The following is a 19,616-nucleotide window of genomic DNA, read 5'->3' as shown; positions in this document are numbered from 1 at the left end:
GATTAGTTTTTCATCAATAAATTAAAAAGTTATTAAATAAATATGTTCCCAAAATATTATACAATCTTCAACTACTCGACAATTGCTATTGTAATTGTTTTTCTGATCCTGATCCTTACTGATGTGGTTCCAAGAGAAACTTATATTCCTTTTCTGATTATTACAGTTATTATTTTAATTGGACGTATAATTGCAAGAGTTTATTTGAATTCGTATCTCAAAAAAAATAGAAAAGGAGATTAAGTCTTCGAACCACCGAAACGAACGAATGGAAAACTTAATGCAAAGGTGCTCATACTAAACCAAAGCTACGAACCCCTCACTATCTGCAATATTAAAAAAGCAGTCATACTTATGTACCTGGGAAAAGCTGAACTTGTTTTAAATGACAACGGTAAGGCAATCCGGTCAATGCAAAGACAATATCCCTGGCCAAGCATAATTCGTTTAAGCCGTTTCGTGAGTGTTCCATATAAAAAAGTTGTGTTGACAAGAAAGAATATCATGAGGAGAGATGGATATAAATGTGCTTACTGCGGAAGAGGTGATCTGACGCTAACAATTGATCATATTAATCCGAAAGCAAGAGGTGGAGATGATTCCTGGGAAAATCTTGTGAGTGCATGCACACATTGTAATAATAAAAAAGGTGACAGAACTCCGGTTGAAGCCGGAATGATGTTAATGGTCAGACCATTTAAACCCAGTCACATTATGTTCATCAAAAATGTTGTTGGACGTGTTGATGAAAAATGGAAACCTTATCTCTATCTTTCCTGATGGTTGCGGCTGAATACTTAAAAAAATTGATGATTATTCTTATCTTTGAATTGTAAATTCAACTATCTCAAAATTTTATGAAGAAAAAAAGAATCCTTAGCGGGATGCGTCCCACTGGTAAGTTGCATATTGGTCATTATGTTGGAGCGCTTGAAAATTGGGTTCAACTGCAGGATAAATACGAAAGTTTTCATCTGATTGCTGACTATCATGTATTGACGACTGGTTTAAATACTGAAAACATTTATGATGATACAATCGATATGTTAATTGATTGGCTGGCTGCCGGGTTAGATTCAAATTCCAGCCCGATGTTCCGTCAATCACAAATAAAAGAACATACTGAACTTTTTTTGATTTTCAGTATGCTGATTACTTCTAATAGACTTGAACGCAATCCAACAGTAAAAGAACAAGCCAGAGCATTGCATATTGACCAGATCATTTACGGTCATCTTGGTTACCCCGTTCTGCAAGCCGCTGATATTCTTTTGTATAAAGGTGATGCTGTTCCGGTTGGTGAAGATCAGGTTCCTCATGTTGAAATAACAAGAGAGATTGCACGAAAATTTAATAACCAATATGGAATGGTCTTTCCTGAACCGGAAGCGCTACTGACTAAATTTTCAAGATTGCCTGGTTTAGACGGTGCAAAGATGAGCAAGTCTTTGGGAAATTCAATTCTTTTATCTGATGAACCAGAAACTGTGAAAGCTAAATTAAGGAAAGCAGTAACTGATCCTCTGAAAATCCGAAAGAACGATCCCGGTCGCCCTGAGATTTGTCTGGTTTTTTCTTATCACAAAAAATTTAATCCTACTGAAGCGGCGCAAATAGAAGCCGATTGCCGCTCGGGTGCTCTTGGATGTGTTGAATGTAAATTAAGGTGTGCTGAAAAAATCTCAACTTTCCTTTCGCCAATAATTGAAAAAAGAAAATATTATGAAAATAATATGAACGAAGTGATTGATATTTTAAAAGATGGAGAGATGCGCGCTAAAAAAGCTGCGGAAGAAACAATGACAGAAGTTCACCAAAAAATGAAATTTGGCTGAGATGTTTAAAGTCAGGCTAAATCAGTTCGAAGGTCCGCTTGATTTACTGCTCTTTTTTATTAAAAGAGATGAGCTGAACATTTATGATATTCCTATAGCACGACTGACAAAAGAATTTCTTGATTATGTTAATCTTATAAAAATACTCGACCTCGAAGTTGCTGGTGATTTTATTCTGATGGCTTCCACTTTAATGCATATAAAAGTCAGAATGCTTCTTCCACGTGAGATTGATGAAAAAGGAGAAGAGATTGATCCAAGAGCTGATCTTGTAAAAGCATTATTGGAGTATAAGCGATATAAAGAAATGTCAGAAGAGCTATCGTTCTTCGAATCAGCACAAAGGAAAAGAAAATTCAGGGGCAATTATTCTGAAGATAGCAGCGAAGCACCGCACGAATATGCAATCCTTCTTAAAAATGTATCTATTTATGATCTGGCAAAGGCATTCAAATTTGCTATTGAACAAATAAAAGAAGAACCTGTTCATCAGGTTAAAAAGCTTAATGTATCAATTGATGAACAAATGGATTTTATTGAAAGCAAACTAAAAGATTTTCCCGAACTTCATTTTCTGAAATTGATAGAGGATATCACCGAGAAGATTCGGATTATCGTAACATTCATTGCACTGCTGGAAATGGTCAAAGCAGTTCGGATTGAAATTCATGCTACCAAAGAATTCAACGACTTTATAATAATAAAGAAAGTAAATGGATAACATATACAACTCAGTTATTGAAGCTTTAATATTTTCTTCTGATGATTCATTATCTCCGGAAGAAATAATCAGAGCCATTAAGTCAATCGATGGCGAAGAAATTGAAATATCAAAGGCAGATGTTGATACAACTGTTGATCAGCTTAATAGGAAATACGAAGCGGATAATAGTGCATTCAGAATATTAAGAATTGCAAATGGATATTTACACGCAACAACAGAACAATATGCAAAGTATGTTGGTTATCTTTCTTCAGAAAGAGCAAAACGCAGATTAAGCCAGGCAGCGCTTGAAACTCTTGCCATAATTGCTTACAAACAGCCAATAACAAAACCTGAATTGGAAACTATTCGTGGAGTTAATTCTGATTACATTCTTACTACATTGCTTGAAAAAAATCTTATCGCAATTAAAGGACGCGCTGAATCTGTTGGAAGACCTCTTCTCTACGGAACCACAGATGAGTTCCTGAAATATTTTGGATTGAATAACTTATCCGATTTACCAAAACCAAGAGAGATAGAAGAAATTATGCAGGATGAAGATTTCCTTGAGCAGAAAAGAAAAATTATGATGGCAGATCTCGAGGAAAAACTGGAAGATTCGATTGGAGGAACAAGCGGTGACGAAAGTCCGGATCAATAAATTTCTTGCGGACAGCGGAATAAGTTCGCGTCGCAAATCTGAAGAATTTATTCTGCAGGGAAGAGTGGCAGTTAATGACACCGTGATCTTAGACTTTGGTCATCAAATAAATACTGATAAAGATATTGTTACTCTCGATGGCGAAAAGATAAAACCAAAACGGCATATCTATATTTTATTGAATAAACCCAAAGGATATATCACTTCAGTTTCAGATGACAGGAAGAGATCGACAGTGCTTGATCTTGTGAACGTTAAAGAAAGAATTTATCCTGTGGGAAGATTAGATTATGATACAACCGGACTTCTTTTTCTGACAAATGATGGTGAGTTTTCTCAACTGCTTACTCATCCGGGAAATAAAGTAGTTCGGGAATATGAAGTAAAGATCGACAAACCACTCGAAGAAAAAGATAAAATAAAACTTTTAACAGGTGTTTTGCTTGAAGGAAAACCTGGGAAATTTATCAAGATGTCATTCTTTAATCAAAAGGATAAAAAAAATATTATTATTTCCTGTGAAGAAGGCAGAAATAAATTTGTAAAAAGAATGTTTCGTAAACTTGGATATACTGTCCTGGAATTGAATCGCTCTACTTTTGCAGGAATGAAACTGGATGTGCCAAAAGGTAAATACCGGATCCTATCATTAAAAGAAGTTGAATTGATAAAACAAAATTATTCTAATTGAATTATTAAGGAGAAATAGTGGAAAATAATCTCACAGACATAAACGTATTGATAAAACGAAGATATGAAGAGCTTGAAGAACTAAAGAACAAAGGTGCGGAAACTTTTGCGTATTCCTATGATGTGGATAATTATTCTGAAGATATAAAAAGTAATTTCGAAAAGTATGAGAACAAAGATGTTAAACTTGCCGGACGAATAATGACTATCAGAAGAATGGGTAAAGCATCCTTCGCTCATATTATGGACCATAAAGGCAGAATGCAGGTTTATCTTAAAAAAGATGATATTGGTGAAAGCTATGATTTGTTCAGATTAATGGATATCGGAGACATCATCGGTGTTGATGGTTATGTATTTAAAACAAAAACGGGTGAAATATCTATCCATGTAAAATCATTTAAGCTTCTGGCAAAATCTCTCCGACCACTTCCAATCGCCAAAGAAGTCGAGGATGAACAAGGAAACAAAATTGTATTTGATCAGTTCGCAGATAAGGAATTAAGATACAGACAACGTTATGTTGATCTAGTTGTTAATCCGCAGGTAAAAGATGTTTTCATCAAACGCTCAAAAATTGTTACTGCGATCAGAAAGTTTCTTGATAGCAAAGGTTATCTTGAAGTTGAAACACCGGTTCTTCAGCCAATCTACGGTGGTGCTTCTGCAAGACCGTTTGTTACGCATCATAATGCACTTGATATTGAATTGTTTCTGAGAATTGCAGATGAATTGTATCTGAAAAGATTAATAGTAGGTGGTTTCGATGGTGTTTATGAAATATCAAAAGATTTTCGCAACGAAGGAATGGATAGATCTCATAATCCTGAATTTACAATGCTTGAACTTTACGTTGCTTATAAAGATTATTTTTGGATGATGGAATTGGTCGAGGAATTATTCGAACAAATTTGTAAAACAGTGTTCAACACTACTGACTTTGTCTATGAAGATAAACAAATTAGTTTTGCTCGTCCCTGGAAGAGAATAAGTTATGTGGATTCTATTTTGGATAGAACCGGTATGAATGTAATCAATGCATCTGAAAATGATTTGAGAGGGTTGGCGAAAAATCTTGGAATTGAAATAGACGGACTATTTGGTAATGCTAAATTGATTGATGAAATTTTTAGTAAAGTGGTTGAATCTGAAATTGTTCAGCCTACTTTTGTTGTTGATTATCCACTGGTTCTTTCACCACTTGCTAAAAAACATCGGGCTAAAGAAGGATTGGTTGAGAGATTTGAAGCTTATGTTGCAGGAAAGGAAATTTGTAATGCATTTACTGAACTAAATGACCCTGTTGACCAAAGAAAACGATTTGAAGAACAAGCAAGAATGAGAGATGCCGGTGATGAAGAAGCACAACAGGTTGATGATGATTTCTTACGGTCAATGGAATATGGTATGCCTCCGATGGCTGGACTTGGAATTGGAATTGACCGTCTTGTTATGCTTTTGACGAATCAATCATCAATACGAGATGTAATTTTCTTTCCGCAAATGAAACCACAAGTTTGATTATTTATCATTCTATTCGACCGTGGATAAAATGATTCATATCATTTATGAATTATTTGGATTATTTTAAATGAAATTAATTATGGAGACTAAATGAGCAATAAATTTTTAAGAATTCCTCTTGTAATAATTATTCTAACTATTGGAATAGTGCTGGGAATTCAAATAGAAAAAGTTTTTTCGGATGACACTTTGCGTGATGGTGTTCGCAAATTGAACGATGTTCTCTCCTATACTCAAAGATACTATATAGAAGAAGTTGATACACCAAAGCTGGTTGAGTCAGCCATTAAGGGAATCACAGATGAACTCGATCCACATTCATTTTATATTTCTGCAAAAGATCTAACTGCAGTTGAAGAATCATTCCGGGGTGATTTTGAAGGAATCGGAATTGAGTTTCAAATCGTGAACGATACTCTTACTGTAGTTTCTCCGATTACCGGTGGACCAAGTGAAGCACTTGGTATTTTGCCTGGTGACAGGATTGTAAAAATTGAAGGTGAAGATTGTATTGGTATAACTAATGATCAGGTGAGAGATAAACTTCGGGGGAAAGCTGGTTCAAAAGTAAATGTTTCGATAAGCCGGGTTGGAGTAAATGATCTGATTGAATATGAAATCACCCGTGACAAAATACCAATCTATTCTGTTGATACTAGCTTAATGCTGAAGAATCAAACTGGGTATATCAGTGTTTCCCGGTTTTCTGAAACAACTTTGGATGAACTTAATAAAGCTTTGAATGATCTGAAACAAAAGGGAATGAACAAGCTGATTCTTGATCTGAGAGGAAATCCAGGCGGATATCTCAGTCAGGCAGTTGAAATGGCTGATTTGTTTATCGATGGAGAAAAGAAAATAGTTTACACTGAAGGAAGAAGAAAAGATGCTGATGAAGAATATTTTGCTTCAAAGAAATCGCCTTATGAAAATATTCCACTTATTGTATTGATAAATCATGGTTCAGCAAGTGCTAGCGAAATTGTATCGGGAGCAATTCAGGACTGGGACAGAGGTTTAATAGTTGGTGAAACTTCTTTCGGTAAAGGATTAGTTCAACGTCAGTTTACACTTCCGGATAATTCTGCAATTCGTCTTACTATTTCAAAATATTTTACTCCGTCCGGCAGATCAATTCAGAGAGATTATAAAGACAAAAAGAAGTATGAAGAATACTACGACAATATGGAGGATACAGTCACTGCTGAAATAGATAATCTTAATCACGATGTTGAACAGGATACTTCCAAACCGATCTATAAAACCAATAAAGGAAGAACTGTTTACGGAGGTGGCGGAATAACACCTGATTATATTTTAAAGACAGAAAGAATAACTGATTACACAAGTAATCTGCTCAGGAAAAACATCTTTTATCAATACATTTTAAAATTTATTGAATCAAATGGAAAAGCAATAAGATCCAAATATGGTGAAGACCTGAACAGATTTGTTGCTGAATTTAATTTCTCAAACGAAGAAATAAATAATTTTATTTCTTTCGCTTCATCAAAAGATGTAAAGTTCGATCAGGAACAATTTAAAACAGATAAAGAATATATTTCCACCAGACTTAAAGCACAGCTTGCAAGAAACTTTTGGAAGAATGATGGCTGGTATTCGGTCATGCTTACAACCGATAACCAGTTAGAAAAAGCCCTGGGTTTGTTTGACGAAGCAAAGCAAATTGCTGATCTGAAATGAAAATTTTTATAATCATTTTCTTAATAATCGATTTGTCAGTTTTTGCAGGTGCCCAGACAGATCACTATGAAAATAATCAGCATAATTCACGATCAACAGAAAATATTTTTATTGGAGAAGACTTAACCTACATAGTTAAATATGCTTTCTTCAATCTGGGCGAAATAAGATTTAAGGTTCTTGAAAAAACCACAATAGATAATACTCCGGTTTATAAAACCATTGCTTACATAAATTCGTATCCTGATCTGCCATTTGTAAGCATACATCAGATTTATGAAAGTTATATTGACTCAACCCTTTTTCCATTAAGGTTCTTTGCGAAGATTTTTAATGAGGATACCGTTTTTGTAGAATATAATTTTCTCGATCAAAAAAAAGTTCAAATGAAAAAGGGCAAAGTTGGAGCTTCGAGGCTTTGGTTAGATTCGGTAGCATCTGTTGAACATCGGACACAGGATGGACTGTCAATTTTATTTTTTGCAAGAATGAATTTTGGAGAAGAGAGATCCGTTTCAGTTCCATGTTTTATAAATGAAAAAGAGGAAAAAGCTGTTATTAACTTTTACACCGAAAATGAACCAATCTCAATCGACGCTGTTGATTATGAGATTGATTGTCGGTTTTTAGATGGCTACACAGATTTTGTCAGCGTATATGGTCTAACCGGAGATTTTCAAGGATGGTTTAGTAATGATTCTTTTTCAGTTCCGATAAAGGCAACATTGAATGTAATAATTGGAAGTATTAAGCTTGAATTAATTAAATGGAATAAAAATTTATGGAATCCTCCGTCATTCAAAAATTAGAAGGTGAAGTAAAAATATTTCCCTATAAAAAAATGTTTCCCAAAATTGGCGAGAATGTATTTCTTGCTTCTGGTGTAAAAATTATTGGTGATGTTACTCTCGGAAAAAATTCTACGGTTTGGTACAACACTGTTATCCGTGGTGATGTCCACTATATAAAAATTGGAGAAAGCACTAATATTCAGGATTGCTCTATGCTCCATGTAACAAATGGAAAATATCCATTGAATATTGGTAATAAAGTAACGATTGGTCATTCCGTTTCTTTACATGGCTGCACTCTTCATGATTTATGCTTGATTGGAATTGGAGCAATAGTACTCGACGGTGCAGTAGTTGAATCAAATACAATTGTTGCAGCCGGTGCACTTGTCAAACAAAATTTTATTGTTCCATCAGGAAAGTTGGTTGCGGGCGTGCCTGCAAAAGTAATTCGTGATTTGACAAAAGACGAAATTGAGAATATTGAAGCAGGCGCTCATCGTTATGTTGAATATGCCCGAATTACAGCAGAATCATTAAAGTCTGATCTTTAAAGGATTTAGCTTGATAAAAAATTTACGCGTTTATTCTGAAGATATATATGTAAATAAGAGGGCGATCCATTCACTGATATCAGATATAAAACAGGATTATGATTTTGCTATTAAATCTCTTTCAATAAGTTTCATTAAATCTGATGAACTGCTGGAAATAAACCGAAAGTTCTTAGGTCACAATTATGAAACTGATGTTATTACTTTTAACTATTCTAACCAGAAAAAAATAATTGACGGCGAAATTTTAATCTCATTCGAAGAAGCAAAACTAAATTCAAAAAAATACAATGTTGCTTTCGGTCGGGAACTTAATAGATTAGTTATCCATGGTTTACTGCATTTGCTTGATTTTGATGATAAAAATATAGAAAGTAAAAAAATTATGAAAAAAGAAGAAAATAAGTTGGTAAATAGATATAATTTTACTTTATTCGCAGGTAAGTAATGGAAAGTCTTTGGTGAACTTGAATTTGGTTACTAAATCATTTTTTTCAACCACAGATTAAACAATTACCAGTTGATACCTCACAGTAAAATATTTTTTCCGAAACATTCATTTATTCCCGGTGCAGTTCACCGAACTGAAATAAAATTTTCGTTGACATCTATTAATAAAGCAATTAGTTAATGAATATTGATCAGATAATTGATGCTTACATAATTTATCTCAGAAACATAAGACGTTATTCGCAAAATACTGTAAAGTCTTATAAAACTGATTTAATGAGTTTTGTAAATTTTTGCAGCCAAAATAAAAAAGTGGATGTCGCATTGATAAATGAAAGATTCATCAAATCTTATCTTATGAACTTAAGTGAGCAGCAAATGGAAAAGACTTCAATTGTTCGTAAACTCTCTTCACTTCGGGGATTATTTAGATTTGCATATAAAGAGGAATTGATAAAGTATAATCCTGCATCGCAGTTAAAAAATCCAAAAACATTAAAGAAACTTCCTGAAATTGCTTCAGTTGAAAACATTTCCAAAACGTTTGAACTTTTAAACGACTCGGATGAGAATCCGGAATTAATTAAAGTAATTTTTGAATTATTATATGGATGTTCGCTTCGCGTTTCAGAAGTATGTAACTTGAAAGTAGGTGATGTGGATTTACAAAAAGGATTGATCAGGGTTTTCGGTAAGGGTTCTAAAATAAGAATAGTACCGATAGGAGATAAATCAAAAATAAACCTATCTGAATATTTGAACTCATTTCCTCCGGAGAATTATTCAGAGCCATTCATTAAAAATAAAAACGGAAAAAAATTATACGAAAAATTTGTTTATAGAATCGTAAACAAATATTTGAGTAAAGTTACAGATATAAAGAAAAAAAGTCCGCATATTTTGCGTCACAGCTCTGCAACTCACATGCTTGATAGAGGCGCAGATCTGAGAGCAGTTAAAGAAATACTTGGACATGAAAATTTAAAAACAACTCAAATTTATACTCATGTAAGTATTGAAAGACTCAAACAATCATATAAAAAATCTCATCCAAAATCTTAGGAGTAAATCATGAACATCACAATAACCGCACGCAAGTTTAAGGCAAGAGAAACTTTAAAAGATCATATTAAGGATGAACTAAAATCTTTATTGAAATACAATGATGGTATAATAAGTGCAGATGTAATACTTAGTTTTCAGAATAATCACGACAGCGTTAAGAAAGCAGAGATAAGTTTACAGATTCCCGGACACATATTAATTGCAAAAAATGAATCAGATGAATTTATAAAAGCAGTCAGTGGAGCTTCTGAAAAATTATCACGTCAACTTAAAACTTTAAAATCAAAAAGAAAAAGCAGAGCTAAATGACAATTGTAACAGACAAATCAATTTCCAGAAAGGAATCGATTACCGTAGATTTCTTTTACAGTAATGCCAGGAAAATCGGGAAGCTGGAATTACTTTCTGAAAATCCTGATCTTGAACGAAAAATTTCTGATCAAAATGTTCACAGACCAGGGTTGGCACTCGCTGGCTTTGTTGATTTGTTCACATATAATCGTGTGCAGATTTTTGGAAATACAGAAGTCAGGTATCTGAATAAATTATCAACAGAAGAACAGGAAAAAGCATTAGGAACAATTTTCCAATTTAACATTCCTTGTATCATACTAACGAATAATAATAAACCAATTCCTGTACTTCTGGATTTTGCTAAGAAAAAAGGTGTCGCGGTATTTTCTACTCCTTTTCCAACCACTAAGTTGGTTTATTTAATCAGTGATTTTCTTGACGATCAGTTTTCTGAAAGAATAACAATCCATGGATCATTTGTTGATGTTTACGGAGTTGGAATTTGCTTCGTCGGTAAATCCGGGGTAGGGAAGAGTGAAGTTGCATTAGATCTAATTGAAAGAGGTCACAGACTTGTCGCCGACGACGTCATAATTTTGACTAAAAAGGGCGAAAATATTTTAATTGGTTCAGGGACTGACCTCGCGAAACACTATATGGAAATAAGAGGTCTTGGCATTATTGATGTTGAACGAATCTTTGGTATCAGAGCTATACGTTATCAAAAACGGCTTGAGATTTTAGTCGAACTCGAAGTTTGGGATGATAAAGCTCATTACACCAGAACCGGATTAGAGGAGAAAACATTAAACATTGGAGATATTGAAATCCTTCACATAAAATTGCCAATATTGCCCGGAAAAAATATCACCGTTATTTCAGAAGTAATAGCATTAAATTATCTTCTCAAACACTATGGATATGATGCAGCCGAAATGTTTAAAAGACGGCTTTCTGAACGGATTTCAAATAAAAGTTTGAAAACCCAGAGGTCCACAGATTATTTTGAACATGACTTCGAATAATTTCTTTGTAGTCTTGTATCAATTACACTAAATTATTATTTTTGCGCACCGTTGTATGAATAAATTATTTTACTTTTCAAAAGCAAGTTTGAAATACATTGAAATCAAGAATTTCAAGCTTAAACTATTTACGGTTCTCTTAGTTCTATCACTTTTTTTTGCAGCATTTTTTATTATTACTTCTTATCTATTTGATCTTGGAAAAAATCCTGATCAAACGATTGCATCATTAAAAAATGAAAACGCTGTACTTAAAAAAGAAATTGAGAGAATATCCGAATCCTACAAAAAAATAGTAGCTGATGTTGAAGATATTTCTGCTTTGAATTCAGAGTTAAGAATTTCTGCTAACTTAGAACCTATTTCAGATGAAATAAAACAGCTTGGTGTCGGTGGTAGTGAAAATTATTTTTCTTCCACTTTTAATATCCGTGATTTAGATATAAATAATCTTATAAAATCTGTTGATAAAATGATTAATGAAGTTCAATTTGAAAAAAGCCAAACAACAGAGATAGCTGAGAAACTTCGTTTAAATGAAAAATTACACAAGTGCATACCAGCCATTATTCCTACTCAGGGTAATTATTCAATAGACGGATTCGGAATGAGAAGACATCCGATTTTAGGGGTTAGAAAGTTCCATCATGGTATTGATATTAATTGTAATTATGGAACAGAGGTCCGATCACCCGGAGATGGAAAGGTGATTGTTGTTGAGAGACAAGCTGGATTTGGATTAGTTGTTGAAGTAGATCACGGTTTCGGTTATAAAACAATTTTCGCTCATCTTTCCAAAGCGGAAGTTAAAATTGGTGAAAAAGTTAAAAGGGGACAATTAATTGCCAGATCGGGAAATTCAGGACTTTCTACCGGCCCGCATTTGCATTATGAAGTTTATCACGATGGAATTTCATTAGATCCAACTAACTTTTTCTTTGATGATTTAACATTTTTTGATTTAGACACTTCAACTATATCTCTAACGGAAAAATAAAATATGATCTGGACGGTTGAATTAGCTGCGTATCTTGATGACGCCCCCTGGCCTGCTACAAAAGAAGAACTTATTGAATATGCTGACAGGATTGGTGCGCCATATGAAGTTATTGAAAATTTAAAAGAACTTGAAGATAGCGATGAACCTTACGAAACTATAGAAGATATCTGGCCGGATTATCCGACTGATGAGGATTTCTTTTACAATGAAGACGAATTTTAATCGGTGCACAACGCACCTGAAGAATGCATTCCACGATTGACTCTATCCCGGGACAAAAGAGAGTCAGGGCTACTCTAAATAATTTTTTACAATCAGAATCAATTCCACACGCATTTTTGTTTACAGGTTTAGATGGAACCGGTAAAGTAAATGCTGCAATCCAATTTGCTAAAGCAATTGTTACAAATCAGAAAAATATAGATGCCGAAAAAGCATTACGCTCTGTTGAATTACTTCAGGAACCTTACATAAAATTAATTTTTCCATTACCGCGCGGAAAGAATGAAACGGATTCAAGTTCACCAACTGAAAAACTTTCTCAGGATGATTTAGAATCAATAAGAGAACAAATAATCAGCAAATCTGAAAATCCATTTCATAAAATTTCAGTTGAAAAAGCAAACTCAATAAAGATCAATAGTATCAGAGATATTAAAAGATTCCTGTTGATGCAGTATGATGAAATCGGTTATCGGTTCATTATTATTACTGATGCACATTTGATGAGCGACGAAGCACAAAATGCACTTCTAAAAAGTTTGGAGGAGCCTCCGGATAAAGTTATTTTCTTTCTGATTACATCGTTTGTAAACAGATTAAGACCGACCATTTTATCACGTTGTTGGAAAATAGGATTTGATCCATTAAAGGAGAACGAACTGGTTTTTATTCTTCAAAAATATTTTAAAATTGATGAGAAGACTGCAATTGAAACTGCACCATTCGCGATGGGATCAGTGCAAACTGCATTGCATTTGATAAATCTGGATACACATAATCTTAAGGAGAAAACGGTCTCTATTCTTCGATATTCTTTTGGCAGAAAATACAATTCTGCCTTCAATGAGCTTAATTCTATTTTGACAGATAATCATTCAGAAAACTACACCATAATTATTTCAATGATTATTATATGGTTAAATGATATTCAAAAGCATAGATTAGATATTAATAAATATTTTTTTAATGATCATATAGAAACGCTTGAGAAATTTAATAGTAAATTTCCCGATGTGGATATCAATGCGTTAACTACCCGGCTTGACAACTTATCTAAACTTCCAAAAAGCAATATCAATCCGTCACTACTTTCAGCAATTCTTTTATTTGAGTTATCTTCGATTGTTCTGAACAGATAACTTAGACCAAAGTAACCTGAATCTTTGAAAATATTTCGTTAATTTTAACAAGATATTATTCAAATAATCGAAAGACAAAATGAAAAAAGTAGTAATCACCTCTGCCAGGAGAACTCCAATTGGCTCTTTTAATGGATCATTATCTTCTTTATCAGCCAGTCAACTTGGGAGTATTGCAATCAAAGCGATTTTAGACGAATCAAAAATTTCTACAGATATTATAGATGAAGTTATTTTGGGAAACGTTCTAACTGCTGGAATTGGTCAGGCACCGGCGAGACAAGCTGCAATCTTCGCGGGATTATCCGAAAAAACAGAATGCATGACAATTAACAAAGTATGCGGAAGCGGATTAAAAGCTGTTATGCTCGCAGCACAAGCTATTCAAACTGGAAATGCTGAAATAATTATTGCTGGTGGTCAAGAAAGCATGAGTAATGCACCGTATATTCTTGATAAAGCCAGAAATGGATATCGGCTTGGTAATGGAGAAATAATCGATTCTCTTGTGAAGGATGGTCTGTGGGATGTGTATAACAATGTTCATATGGGTAATTGTGCTGAGGCTTGTGCAAAAGAATTTAAATTTACGAGAGAGGCACTCGATGAGTTTACTATTAACTCCTACCAAAAAGCTCTTGATGCACAAAAGAATGGAAGATTTAAAGATGAAATAATAGAAGTTAAAGTTAAATCTGGCAGGGAAGATGTTCTTGTAAACATTGATGAAGAACCAAGTAAAGTGAGATTCGATAAAATTCCTTCACTTAAACCAGTATTTGACAAGAACGGTGTTGTGACTGCTGCAAATTCTTCAAGTATTAATGATGGATCCGCAGCATTATTAGTTATGAGTGAAGATAAAGCAAATCAACTTGGACTGATTCCTTTAGTAGAAATAATCGACCAGTCATCAGCAGCAAAAGCACCGATACAATTTACCACGGCTCCAACAGATTCTATAAATAAAGTTCTTAAAAAGGCAAACTTAAAGATTACCGACATTGACCTCTTTGAAATCAACGAAGCTTTTTCAGTTGTTTCTTTAGCAAATAATAAATTACTTGGACTGGACGGCAGCAATGTAAATGTTAATGGTGGAGCAGTTGCTCTTGGACACCCGATCGGAGCCAGTGGAGCAAGAGTGTTAGTTACTCTTATTCATGAAATGAAGAAAAGAAAATCAAAATATGGTTTGGCTTCATTATGTATTGGTGGTGGTGAGGCAGCTTCATTAATTGTTAAAAATTTTAATTAGAAGAGGAATAAATGATTATTAATAAAGTTGCTGTAATTGGTGGGGGAACAATGGGCAATGGAATTGCTCATGTATTCGCACTGCATAATTTTGAAGTCAGTCTTGTAGAGATGAATGATGAATTAGCAAGCAGGGCAATCGATACAATTTCGAAGAACCTTGATAGACAGGTAAAGAAAGAAATCATAAAAGAGGATGATAAAAAAAAGGTATTGTCTAAAATCACAAAAATAGTTGGCTTAGATAATGTCGATAAAGAAATGGATCTCATTATAGAAGCCGTATTTGAAGATAAATCTGCAAAGCTATCAATTTTCAATAAGTTAAATAATCTAGTTAAATCAGATTGTATTTTTGCATCTAACACTTCATCAATTTCAATTACTGAACTTTCAACATCAAACAGACCTGATAAATTTATTGGCATGCACTTCATGAATCCTGTTCCGATGATGAAACTTGTAGAAATAATTCGCGGTTACTCCACAAGTGATGAGACATTTAATTCAATAAAATTACTTTCAGAAAAACTTGGTAAGGTTCCTGTTGAAGTATTTGACTATCCAGGGTTTGTTTCAAACAGAATACTGATGCCAATGATAAACGAAGCTATATTTGCTCTTATGGAAGGAGTTGCTTCGGCAGAAGATATAGATACGGTAATGAAACTTGGGATGAATCACCCGATGGGTCCGCTCACATTAGCTGATTTTATCGGATTAGATGTATGTCTTGCAATTATGGAAGTTACTTTATAATGGTTATAATGATTCAAAGTATAGACCGTGTCCATTACTAAAGAAAATGGTAGCAGCCAAAAAATTAGGAAGAAAAACTGGAGAAGGTTTCTTTAAGTATGATAAGTAATCATCGAAGAAGGTTTTGAATCCTAATGATAAAAATAATTCTGTGAAATACTATTTATGGCAGCGAAAATTCGTGAATTCTTCAAAGGTAAATTTCGAAATTTATCCTTGCCCGATTATCTCAGTTTTACTATCTACTCATTACTGATTGGAATAGTCGCTGGTTTATCAGCAGTATTTTTTCACAATTCAATAGATTTCTTTAACGGATTATTTTTTGAGCAGACAGCTGAAGGATTGTTTTTTCTTGGTGCAGGTGCCGTAATAGTTCTGCCTGCTATTGGAATGCTCATACAGGCTTTAATGATAAAAATAGCACCTGTAATTGCTCAGAAAAAAGGAGTGCCTGAAGTTGTTAAATCAGTAGCTCTCCGTGGCGGATACATACCATTAAAAACTACAATATTTCATTTCTTAGCTCCCGTAATATGTATCGGTTCAGGAGGAACGGTTGGACCAGAAGGACCGGCGGCTCAATTAGGCGGTGGTGTATCAAGCAAGATTTGTCAATTATTGGGTCTTTCAGATGTAAGAAGAAGAGTTTTCACAGCGGCTGGTTCGGGTGCAGCTATTGCCGCAATTTTTAACACTCCGCTTGGTGGTGTTTTCTTTGCAATTGAACTTATATTGTTAAATGATTTTAGTGCACCAACTCTGTCTGCAATAATCCTTGCTGCTGTATCTGCCAGTACAATATCGAGAGAATTACTTGGTGGTGAGTCTGTCATTGTATTTTCTTCCACTGATGCAGGCAGCTATCACTATCTTTATATGTATATGGTTCTCGGAATAATCGGAGGACTCTTCTCTGTACTTTTTCTCAGATATTCGAATTTAACAAATTATTTTTTTAAGAAAATTCTTTTTCCACGTCTTATCCCTCAGTGGTTGATAATGATAATTGTTGGTCTGATTATGGGAATTTCGGGATATTATTATAAAGATATATTTGGAATCGGATATTCGGGTATAAATAATATAATTGCAGGAAAAGTTCTTTGGAAAGTTGTCCTTGTCCTGTTCGCATTAAAATTTCTTCTTGTTCCTTTAATCATAAACTCAGGTGGATTTGGTGGAATGTTTGCACCTTCATTATTTATGGGTGCTTGTATTGGTTTTCTGTTTGCAACCGGAGCAAATTATTTTCTAGGTATGAATCTCGACACAACAACATATATCCTTGTTGGAATGGGAACTATGCTTGGTGGGATCAACACAATCCCGATAACAGCAATACTTATGATTTTTGAGATGACTCAAGAATACAGTTTTATGTTACCTCTCATGCTTGCGGTTATTGTGAGCACTATTATCAGCAGACTTGTTCAAAAGAAATCATTTCATCTTCGTCATCTTGAAGAACAAGGATATCAGGTTAATGAGGGGCGCGAACGAAATATTTTAAAATCAATTCTGATCAGGGATCTGGAACTAAAACCCTTAAATTCAATAAAAGAAACAACCAGGCTGCCAGATCTGATTAATAAACTTATTAAAGGTCCAGGTAGTTCTTTATATGTGATTAATGATGAAAACAGGATTACAGGTGTCATTACTGAAGTTGAACTCAAAAATATAATGACAGAATATGAAAACGTTAAAGATTTCATTGTAGCAACGGATATTGCAAACCCAAATCTTGTATTTCTTGCTCCTGAAGATAATCTTGATTATGTATTAAGATTGTTTAGTAAAGTCAATGCTGATAGTTTGCCAGTGATAAATGACGACGATGAAAATAAGATACTAGGAGCTGTTAGCAGATCTGAAATTCTGGAGATATACAATCTTGAAACATTGAAGGCTAATCTCGCTGAAGGATTATCAGAAGATATAAAATCAATTCGTGAAATTGGAACATCATCAGTAGCAACTGGCTATTCAATAACAGAAAAAATAGTGTTGCCCGAGATGATTGGTAAAAGTCTAAGAGAACTAAAGATACGATCTATATTTGGTCTGGAAGTATTAATGATTAAACATTCAAATGAGTTGTTTGATGATACTGAAATTGAAGAAACTATCATCAGTGCTGAGCCTGACTATAAATTAAAAGTAGGAGATAAGCTTGTTATTTTTGGAAAAGATGAAAATATCAAAGCATTCAAGAAAGAGTAGAATATTTGTCCGATAATGTATATTATGTAAACTCATATTTACCTTTTACTTACTGCCAGACAAAATTTAATCATAATACTTCATTCAATAAATACACATCCCTGTTTCGCTCTGATTATTCAAAGTAATTAAATTGACAACCAAATGTGGGCTTACATTTTATTCTAGAATCAAATATTCTAAAGCACTGGATATCGCAGTTCTATAACAGAATAAATTTAATTGTGGTGATTAGTTTTGAAAAGTGCGTCAACAAAGATTGTTGGATCAAAAGTTTGAAGATCATCAATTTTTTCTCCAACACCAATATATCTGACTGGTACTTTATTCGAATCACAAATTTGAAAGATTGTTCCGCCTTTAGCTGTTCCATCAAGTTTTGTGATAATGAGTCCGGTTAAGTTGATAACTTTTGCAAACTCATTTGCTTGTGAGATAGTATTTTGACCAAGATTTGCGTCAAGAACGAGAAATGTTTCATTGGGAGCACCAGGAAGACTTTTTGATATAGCATTTTTAATTTTGCTCAACTCATTCATCAAATTGACCTTGCTCTGAAGTCTTCCTGCAGTATCAATTAAAACAATATCATAGCTTTCACGAACCGCTCTTTTAACAGTTTCGAAAGCAACAGAAGAGGGATCTGAACCGATATCAAGTTTAACGATATCAACTCCTGCTCGCCGAGCCCATATATCAAGTTGTTCATTTGCTGCTGCTCTGAATGTATCGGCAGCACCAACAATAACTTTATTACCTGCTTGTCTAAAATTATTAGCGAGTTTGCCGATCGTTGTAGTCTTCCCTACTCCATTGATTCCGACTATAAGAATCACAAATGGTTTGGAGTCAATTGTTTTTGAAGAAGTATTATTGTGATCAGTTACGATTTGAAGCAACTCAACTTTAAGCAAATTCAAAATGTTTGAAAAAGTTCGGTCGTTTTCTGTTTTAAGATTGATTCTGAGATTTGTAATTATTTTTTCTGAAAGTTCAGCGCCCATATCAGCGGTGATAAGTATTTCCTCGAGCTCATCTAAAGTATTATCATCAATTACAGCTTTACCCGAAAATGTTTCGGTGATTCGGTTTACAAGTTTTTCCCTGGTTTTATTTAAACCCTCTTTAAGACGTGTAATATTAATATTATTAAAAAATTTCATTAAGTCATTTTGTTTAAGGATTTTATAGCTTTTATTACATAGTTAATAAAGGATATAAAAATTAAGAGGATACTCAAATAATATAAAATTAAATATGGCAAGCTCTGTCTATCAACATTTAATAATATCATTAAGAGTGTAAATGATATAGCAAGTACTGTGGCTTTACCAAGATAATCTGATGGTAACACTTTCCCCAACTTTTTTGAAACTATTAAACCACCAATTAGAATCAAAAAGTCTCTCGCCACAATCAAATAGAAATAATATTCCGGAATATCTCCAATGAGAAATAAATTGAATACTACAAAAACGACCAGCACTTTATCTGCAAGCGGATCTATAATTTTTCCAAATTCAGTTATCTGATTAAGCTTCCGGGCAAGGTATCCATCAAGTATGTCAGTGATTGCAGCAAAGATTCCTATTGCTGCGACAGTATAACGCGATGTCTTATCAAAATTGCTAAATGCTATCCAGGCTGGAATTACTAAAAGCAGTCTAAGAAAACTTAATGAGTTTGAAGCATTGAAAATCTTATTTCTGCTCAT

General features: G+C 33.9%; 21 protein-coding genes and 1 pseudogene. 20 read left to right on the top strand and 2 right to left on the bottom strand.

The window, feature by feature from the left end:
* Positions 1 to 42 precede the first annotated feature (42 nt).
* The 20 genes and pseudogenes from HND39_14775 to HND39_14680 all read left to right on the top strand — a co-directional run bounded on the left by HND39_14775 (position 43) and on the right by HND39_14680 (position 17,902).
* A complete protein-coding gene (locus tag HND39_14775; protein QKJ97446.1) occupies positions 43 to 243 on the top strand; it encodes a hypothetical protein in 201 nt (66 codons plus the stop codon).
* 111 nt (positions 244 to 354) lie between these two features.
* Positions 355 to 780, top strand: coding sequence for an HNH endonuclease (locus tag HND39_14770; GenBank protein ID QKJ97445.1), 426 nt, complete (start codon positions 355 to 357; stop codon positions 778 to 780).
* Positions 781 to 857: 77 nt separating this feature from the next.
* A complete protein-coding gene (gene trpS, locus HND39_14765) occupies positions 858 to 1,835 on the top strand; it encodes a tryptophan--tRNA ligase (GenBank protein QKJ97444.1) in 978 nt (325 codons plus the stop codon).
* Between the two features lies 1 nt (position 1,836).
* Positions 1,837 to 2,556, top strand: coding sequence for a segregation/condensation protein A (locus HND39_14760; GenBank protein QKJ98025.1), 720 nt, complete (start codon positions 1,837 to 1,839; stop codon positions 2,554 to 2,556).
* A complete protein-coding gene (gene scpB, locus HND39_14755; protein ID QKJ97443.1) occupies positions 2,549 to 3,202 on the top strand; it encodes an SMC-Scp complex subunit ScpB in 654 nt (217 codons plus the stop codon). Before HND39_14760 ends, scpB begins: the two co-directional genes overlap by 8 nt.
* Positions 3,180 to 3,893, top strand: coding sequence for an rRNA pseudouridine synthase (locus HND39_14750; protein ID QKJ97442.1), 714 nt, complete (start codon positions 3,180 to 3,182; stop codon positions 3,891 to 3,893). The genes scpB and HND39_14750 overlap by 23 nt, the downstream gene beginning before the upstream one ends.
* Before the next feature lie 17 nt (positions 3,894 to 3,910).
* On the top strand, positions 3,911 to 5,413 hold the full coding sequence (lysS, locus tag HND39_14745) for a lysine--tRNA ligase (GenBank protein ID QKJ97441.1): 1,503 nt from the start codon (positions 3,911 to 3,913) through the stop codon (positions 5,411 to 5,413).
* A 93-nt stretch (positions 5,414 to 5,506) separates the two neighbouring features.
* Positions 5,507 to 7,120 (top strand): S41 family peptidase, encoded by a 1,614-nt coding sequence (locus tag HND39_14740; protein QKJ97440.1) that lies wholly within the window; start codon positions 5,507 to 5,509, stop codon positions 7,118 to 7,120.
* Positions 7,117 to 7,929: a DUF3108 domain-containing protein gene (locus HND39_14735; GenBank protein ID QKJ97439.1), complete on the top strand. Its 813-nt coding sequence runs from the start codon at positions 7,117 to 7,119 to the stop codon at positions 7,927 to 7,929. The genes HND39_14740 and HND39_14735 overlap by 4 nt, the downstream gene beginning before the upstream one ends.
* Positions 7,902 to 8,465, top strand: a complete 564-nt coding sequence (locus tag HND39_14730; GenBank protein QKJ97438.1) for a gamma carbonic anhydrase family protein — start codon at positions 7,902 to 7,904, stop codon at positions 8,463 to 8,465. Before HND39_14735 ends, HND39_14730 begins: the two co-directional genes overlap by 28 nt.
* Positions 8,466 to 8,475: 10 nt before the next feature.
* Positions 8,476 to 8,913, top strand: coding sequence for an rRNA maturation RNase YbeY (ybeY, locus tag HND39_14725; protein ID QKJ97437.1), 438 nt, complete (start codon positions 8,476 to 8,478; stop codon positions 8,911 to 8,913).
* 182 nt (positions 8,914 to 9,095) lie between these two features.
* Entirely contained in the window at positions 9,096 to 9,977 is an 882-nt protein-coding gene (locus HND39_14720; protein QKJ97436.1) for a tyrosine-type recombinase/integrase, read from the top strand.
* Between the two features lie 9 nt (positions 9,978 to 9,986).
* Positions 9,987 to 10,289, top strand: a complete 303-nt coding sequence (gene raiA, locus HND39_14715) for a ribosome-associated translation inhibitor RaiA (GenBank protein QKJ97435.1) — start codon at positions 9,987 to 9,989, stop codon at positions 10,287 to 10,289.
* Positions 10,286 to 11,299 carry an HPr kinase/phosphorylase gene (locus tag HND39_14710; GenBank protein ID QKJ97434.1) on the top strand — a complete coding sequence of 338 codons (1,014 nt, stop codon included), beginning with the start codon at positions 10,286 to 10,288 and terminating at the stop codon, positions 11,297 to 11,299. The genes raiA and HND39_14710 overlap by 4 nt, the downstream gene beginning before the upstream one ends.
* A 55-nt stretch (positions 11,300 to 11,354) precedes the next feature.
* On the top strand, positions 11,355 to 12,296 hold the full coding sequence (locus HND39_14705; GenBank protein QKJ97433.1) for a M23 family metallopeptidase: 942 nt from the start codon (positions 11,355 to 11,357) through the stop codon (positions 12,294 to 12,296).
* 3 nt (positions 12,297 to 12,299) lie between these two features.
* On the top strand, positions 12,300 to 12,521 hold the full coding sequence (locus tag HND39_14700; protein ID QKJ97432.1) for a DUF2795 domain-containing protein: 222 nt from the start codon (positions 12,300 to 12,302) through the stop codon (positions 12,519 to 12,521).
* A 23-nt stretch (positions 12,522 to 12,544) separates the two neighbouring features.
* Positions 12,545 to 13,660 carry a hypothetical protein gene (locus HND39_14695; GenBank protein QKJ97431.1) on the top strand — a complete coding sequence of 372 codons (1,116 nt, stop codon included), beginning with the start codon at positions 12,545 to 12,547 and terminating at the stop codon, positions 13,658 to 13,660.
* Between the two features lie 79 nt (positions 13,661 to 13,739).
* Positions 13,740 to 14,918: a thiolase family protein gene (locus HND39_14690; GenBank protein QKJ97430.1), complete on the top strand. Its 1,179-nt coding sequence runs from the start codon at positions 13,740 to 13,742 to the stop codon at positions 14,916 to 14,918.
* Between the two features lie 11 nt (positions 14,919 to 14,929).
* Positions 14,930 to 15,785 (top strand): annotated as a pseudogene (locus HND39_14685) (3-hydroxybutyryl-CoA dehydrogenase).
* Positions 15,786 to 15,841: 56 nt separating this feature from the next.
* A complete protein-coding gene (locus tag HND39_14680; protein ID QKJ97429.1) occupies positions 15,842 to 17,902 on the top strand; it encodes a CBS domain-containing protein in 2,061 nt (686 codons plus the stop codon).
* 218 nt (positions 17,903 to 18,120) lie between these two features.
* Here HND39_14680 and ftsY read toward each other — a convergent pair whose 3' ends face one another.
* On the bottom strand, positions 18,121 to 19,065 hold the full coding sequence (ftsY, locus tag HND39_14675) for a signal recognition particle-docking protein FtsY (protein ID QKJ97428.1): 945 nt from the start codon (positions 19,063 to 19,065) through the stop codon (positions 18,121 to 18,123).
* On the bottom strand, positions 19,065 to 19,616 hold the full coding sequence (locus HND39_14670; GenBank protein QKJ97427.1) for a CDP-alcohol phosphatidyltransferase family protein: 552 nt from the start codon (positions 19,614 to 19,616) through the stop codon (positions 19,065 to 19,067). Before HND39_14670 ends, ftsY begins: the two co-directional genes overlap by 1 nt.

This window comes from Ignavibacteriota bacterium (assembly GCA_013285405.1).
GTDB lineage: Bacteria > Bacteroidota > Ignavibacteria > Ignavibacteriales > Ignavibacteriaceae > IGN2.
Note: the sequence above shows the minus strand (reverse complement) of the source record. Positions and strands in the feature narration are given on the sequence as shown.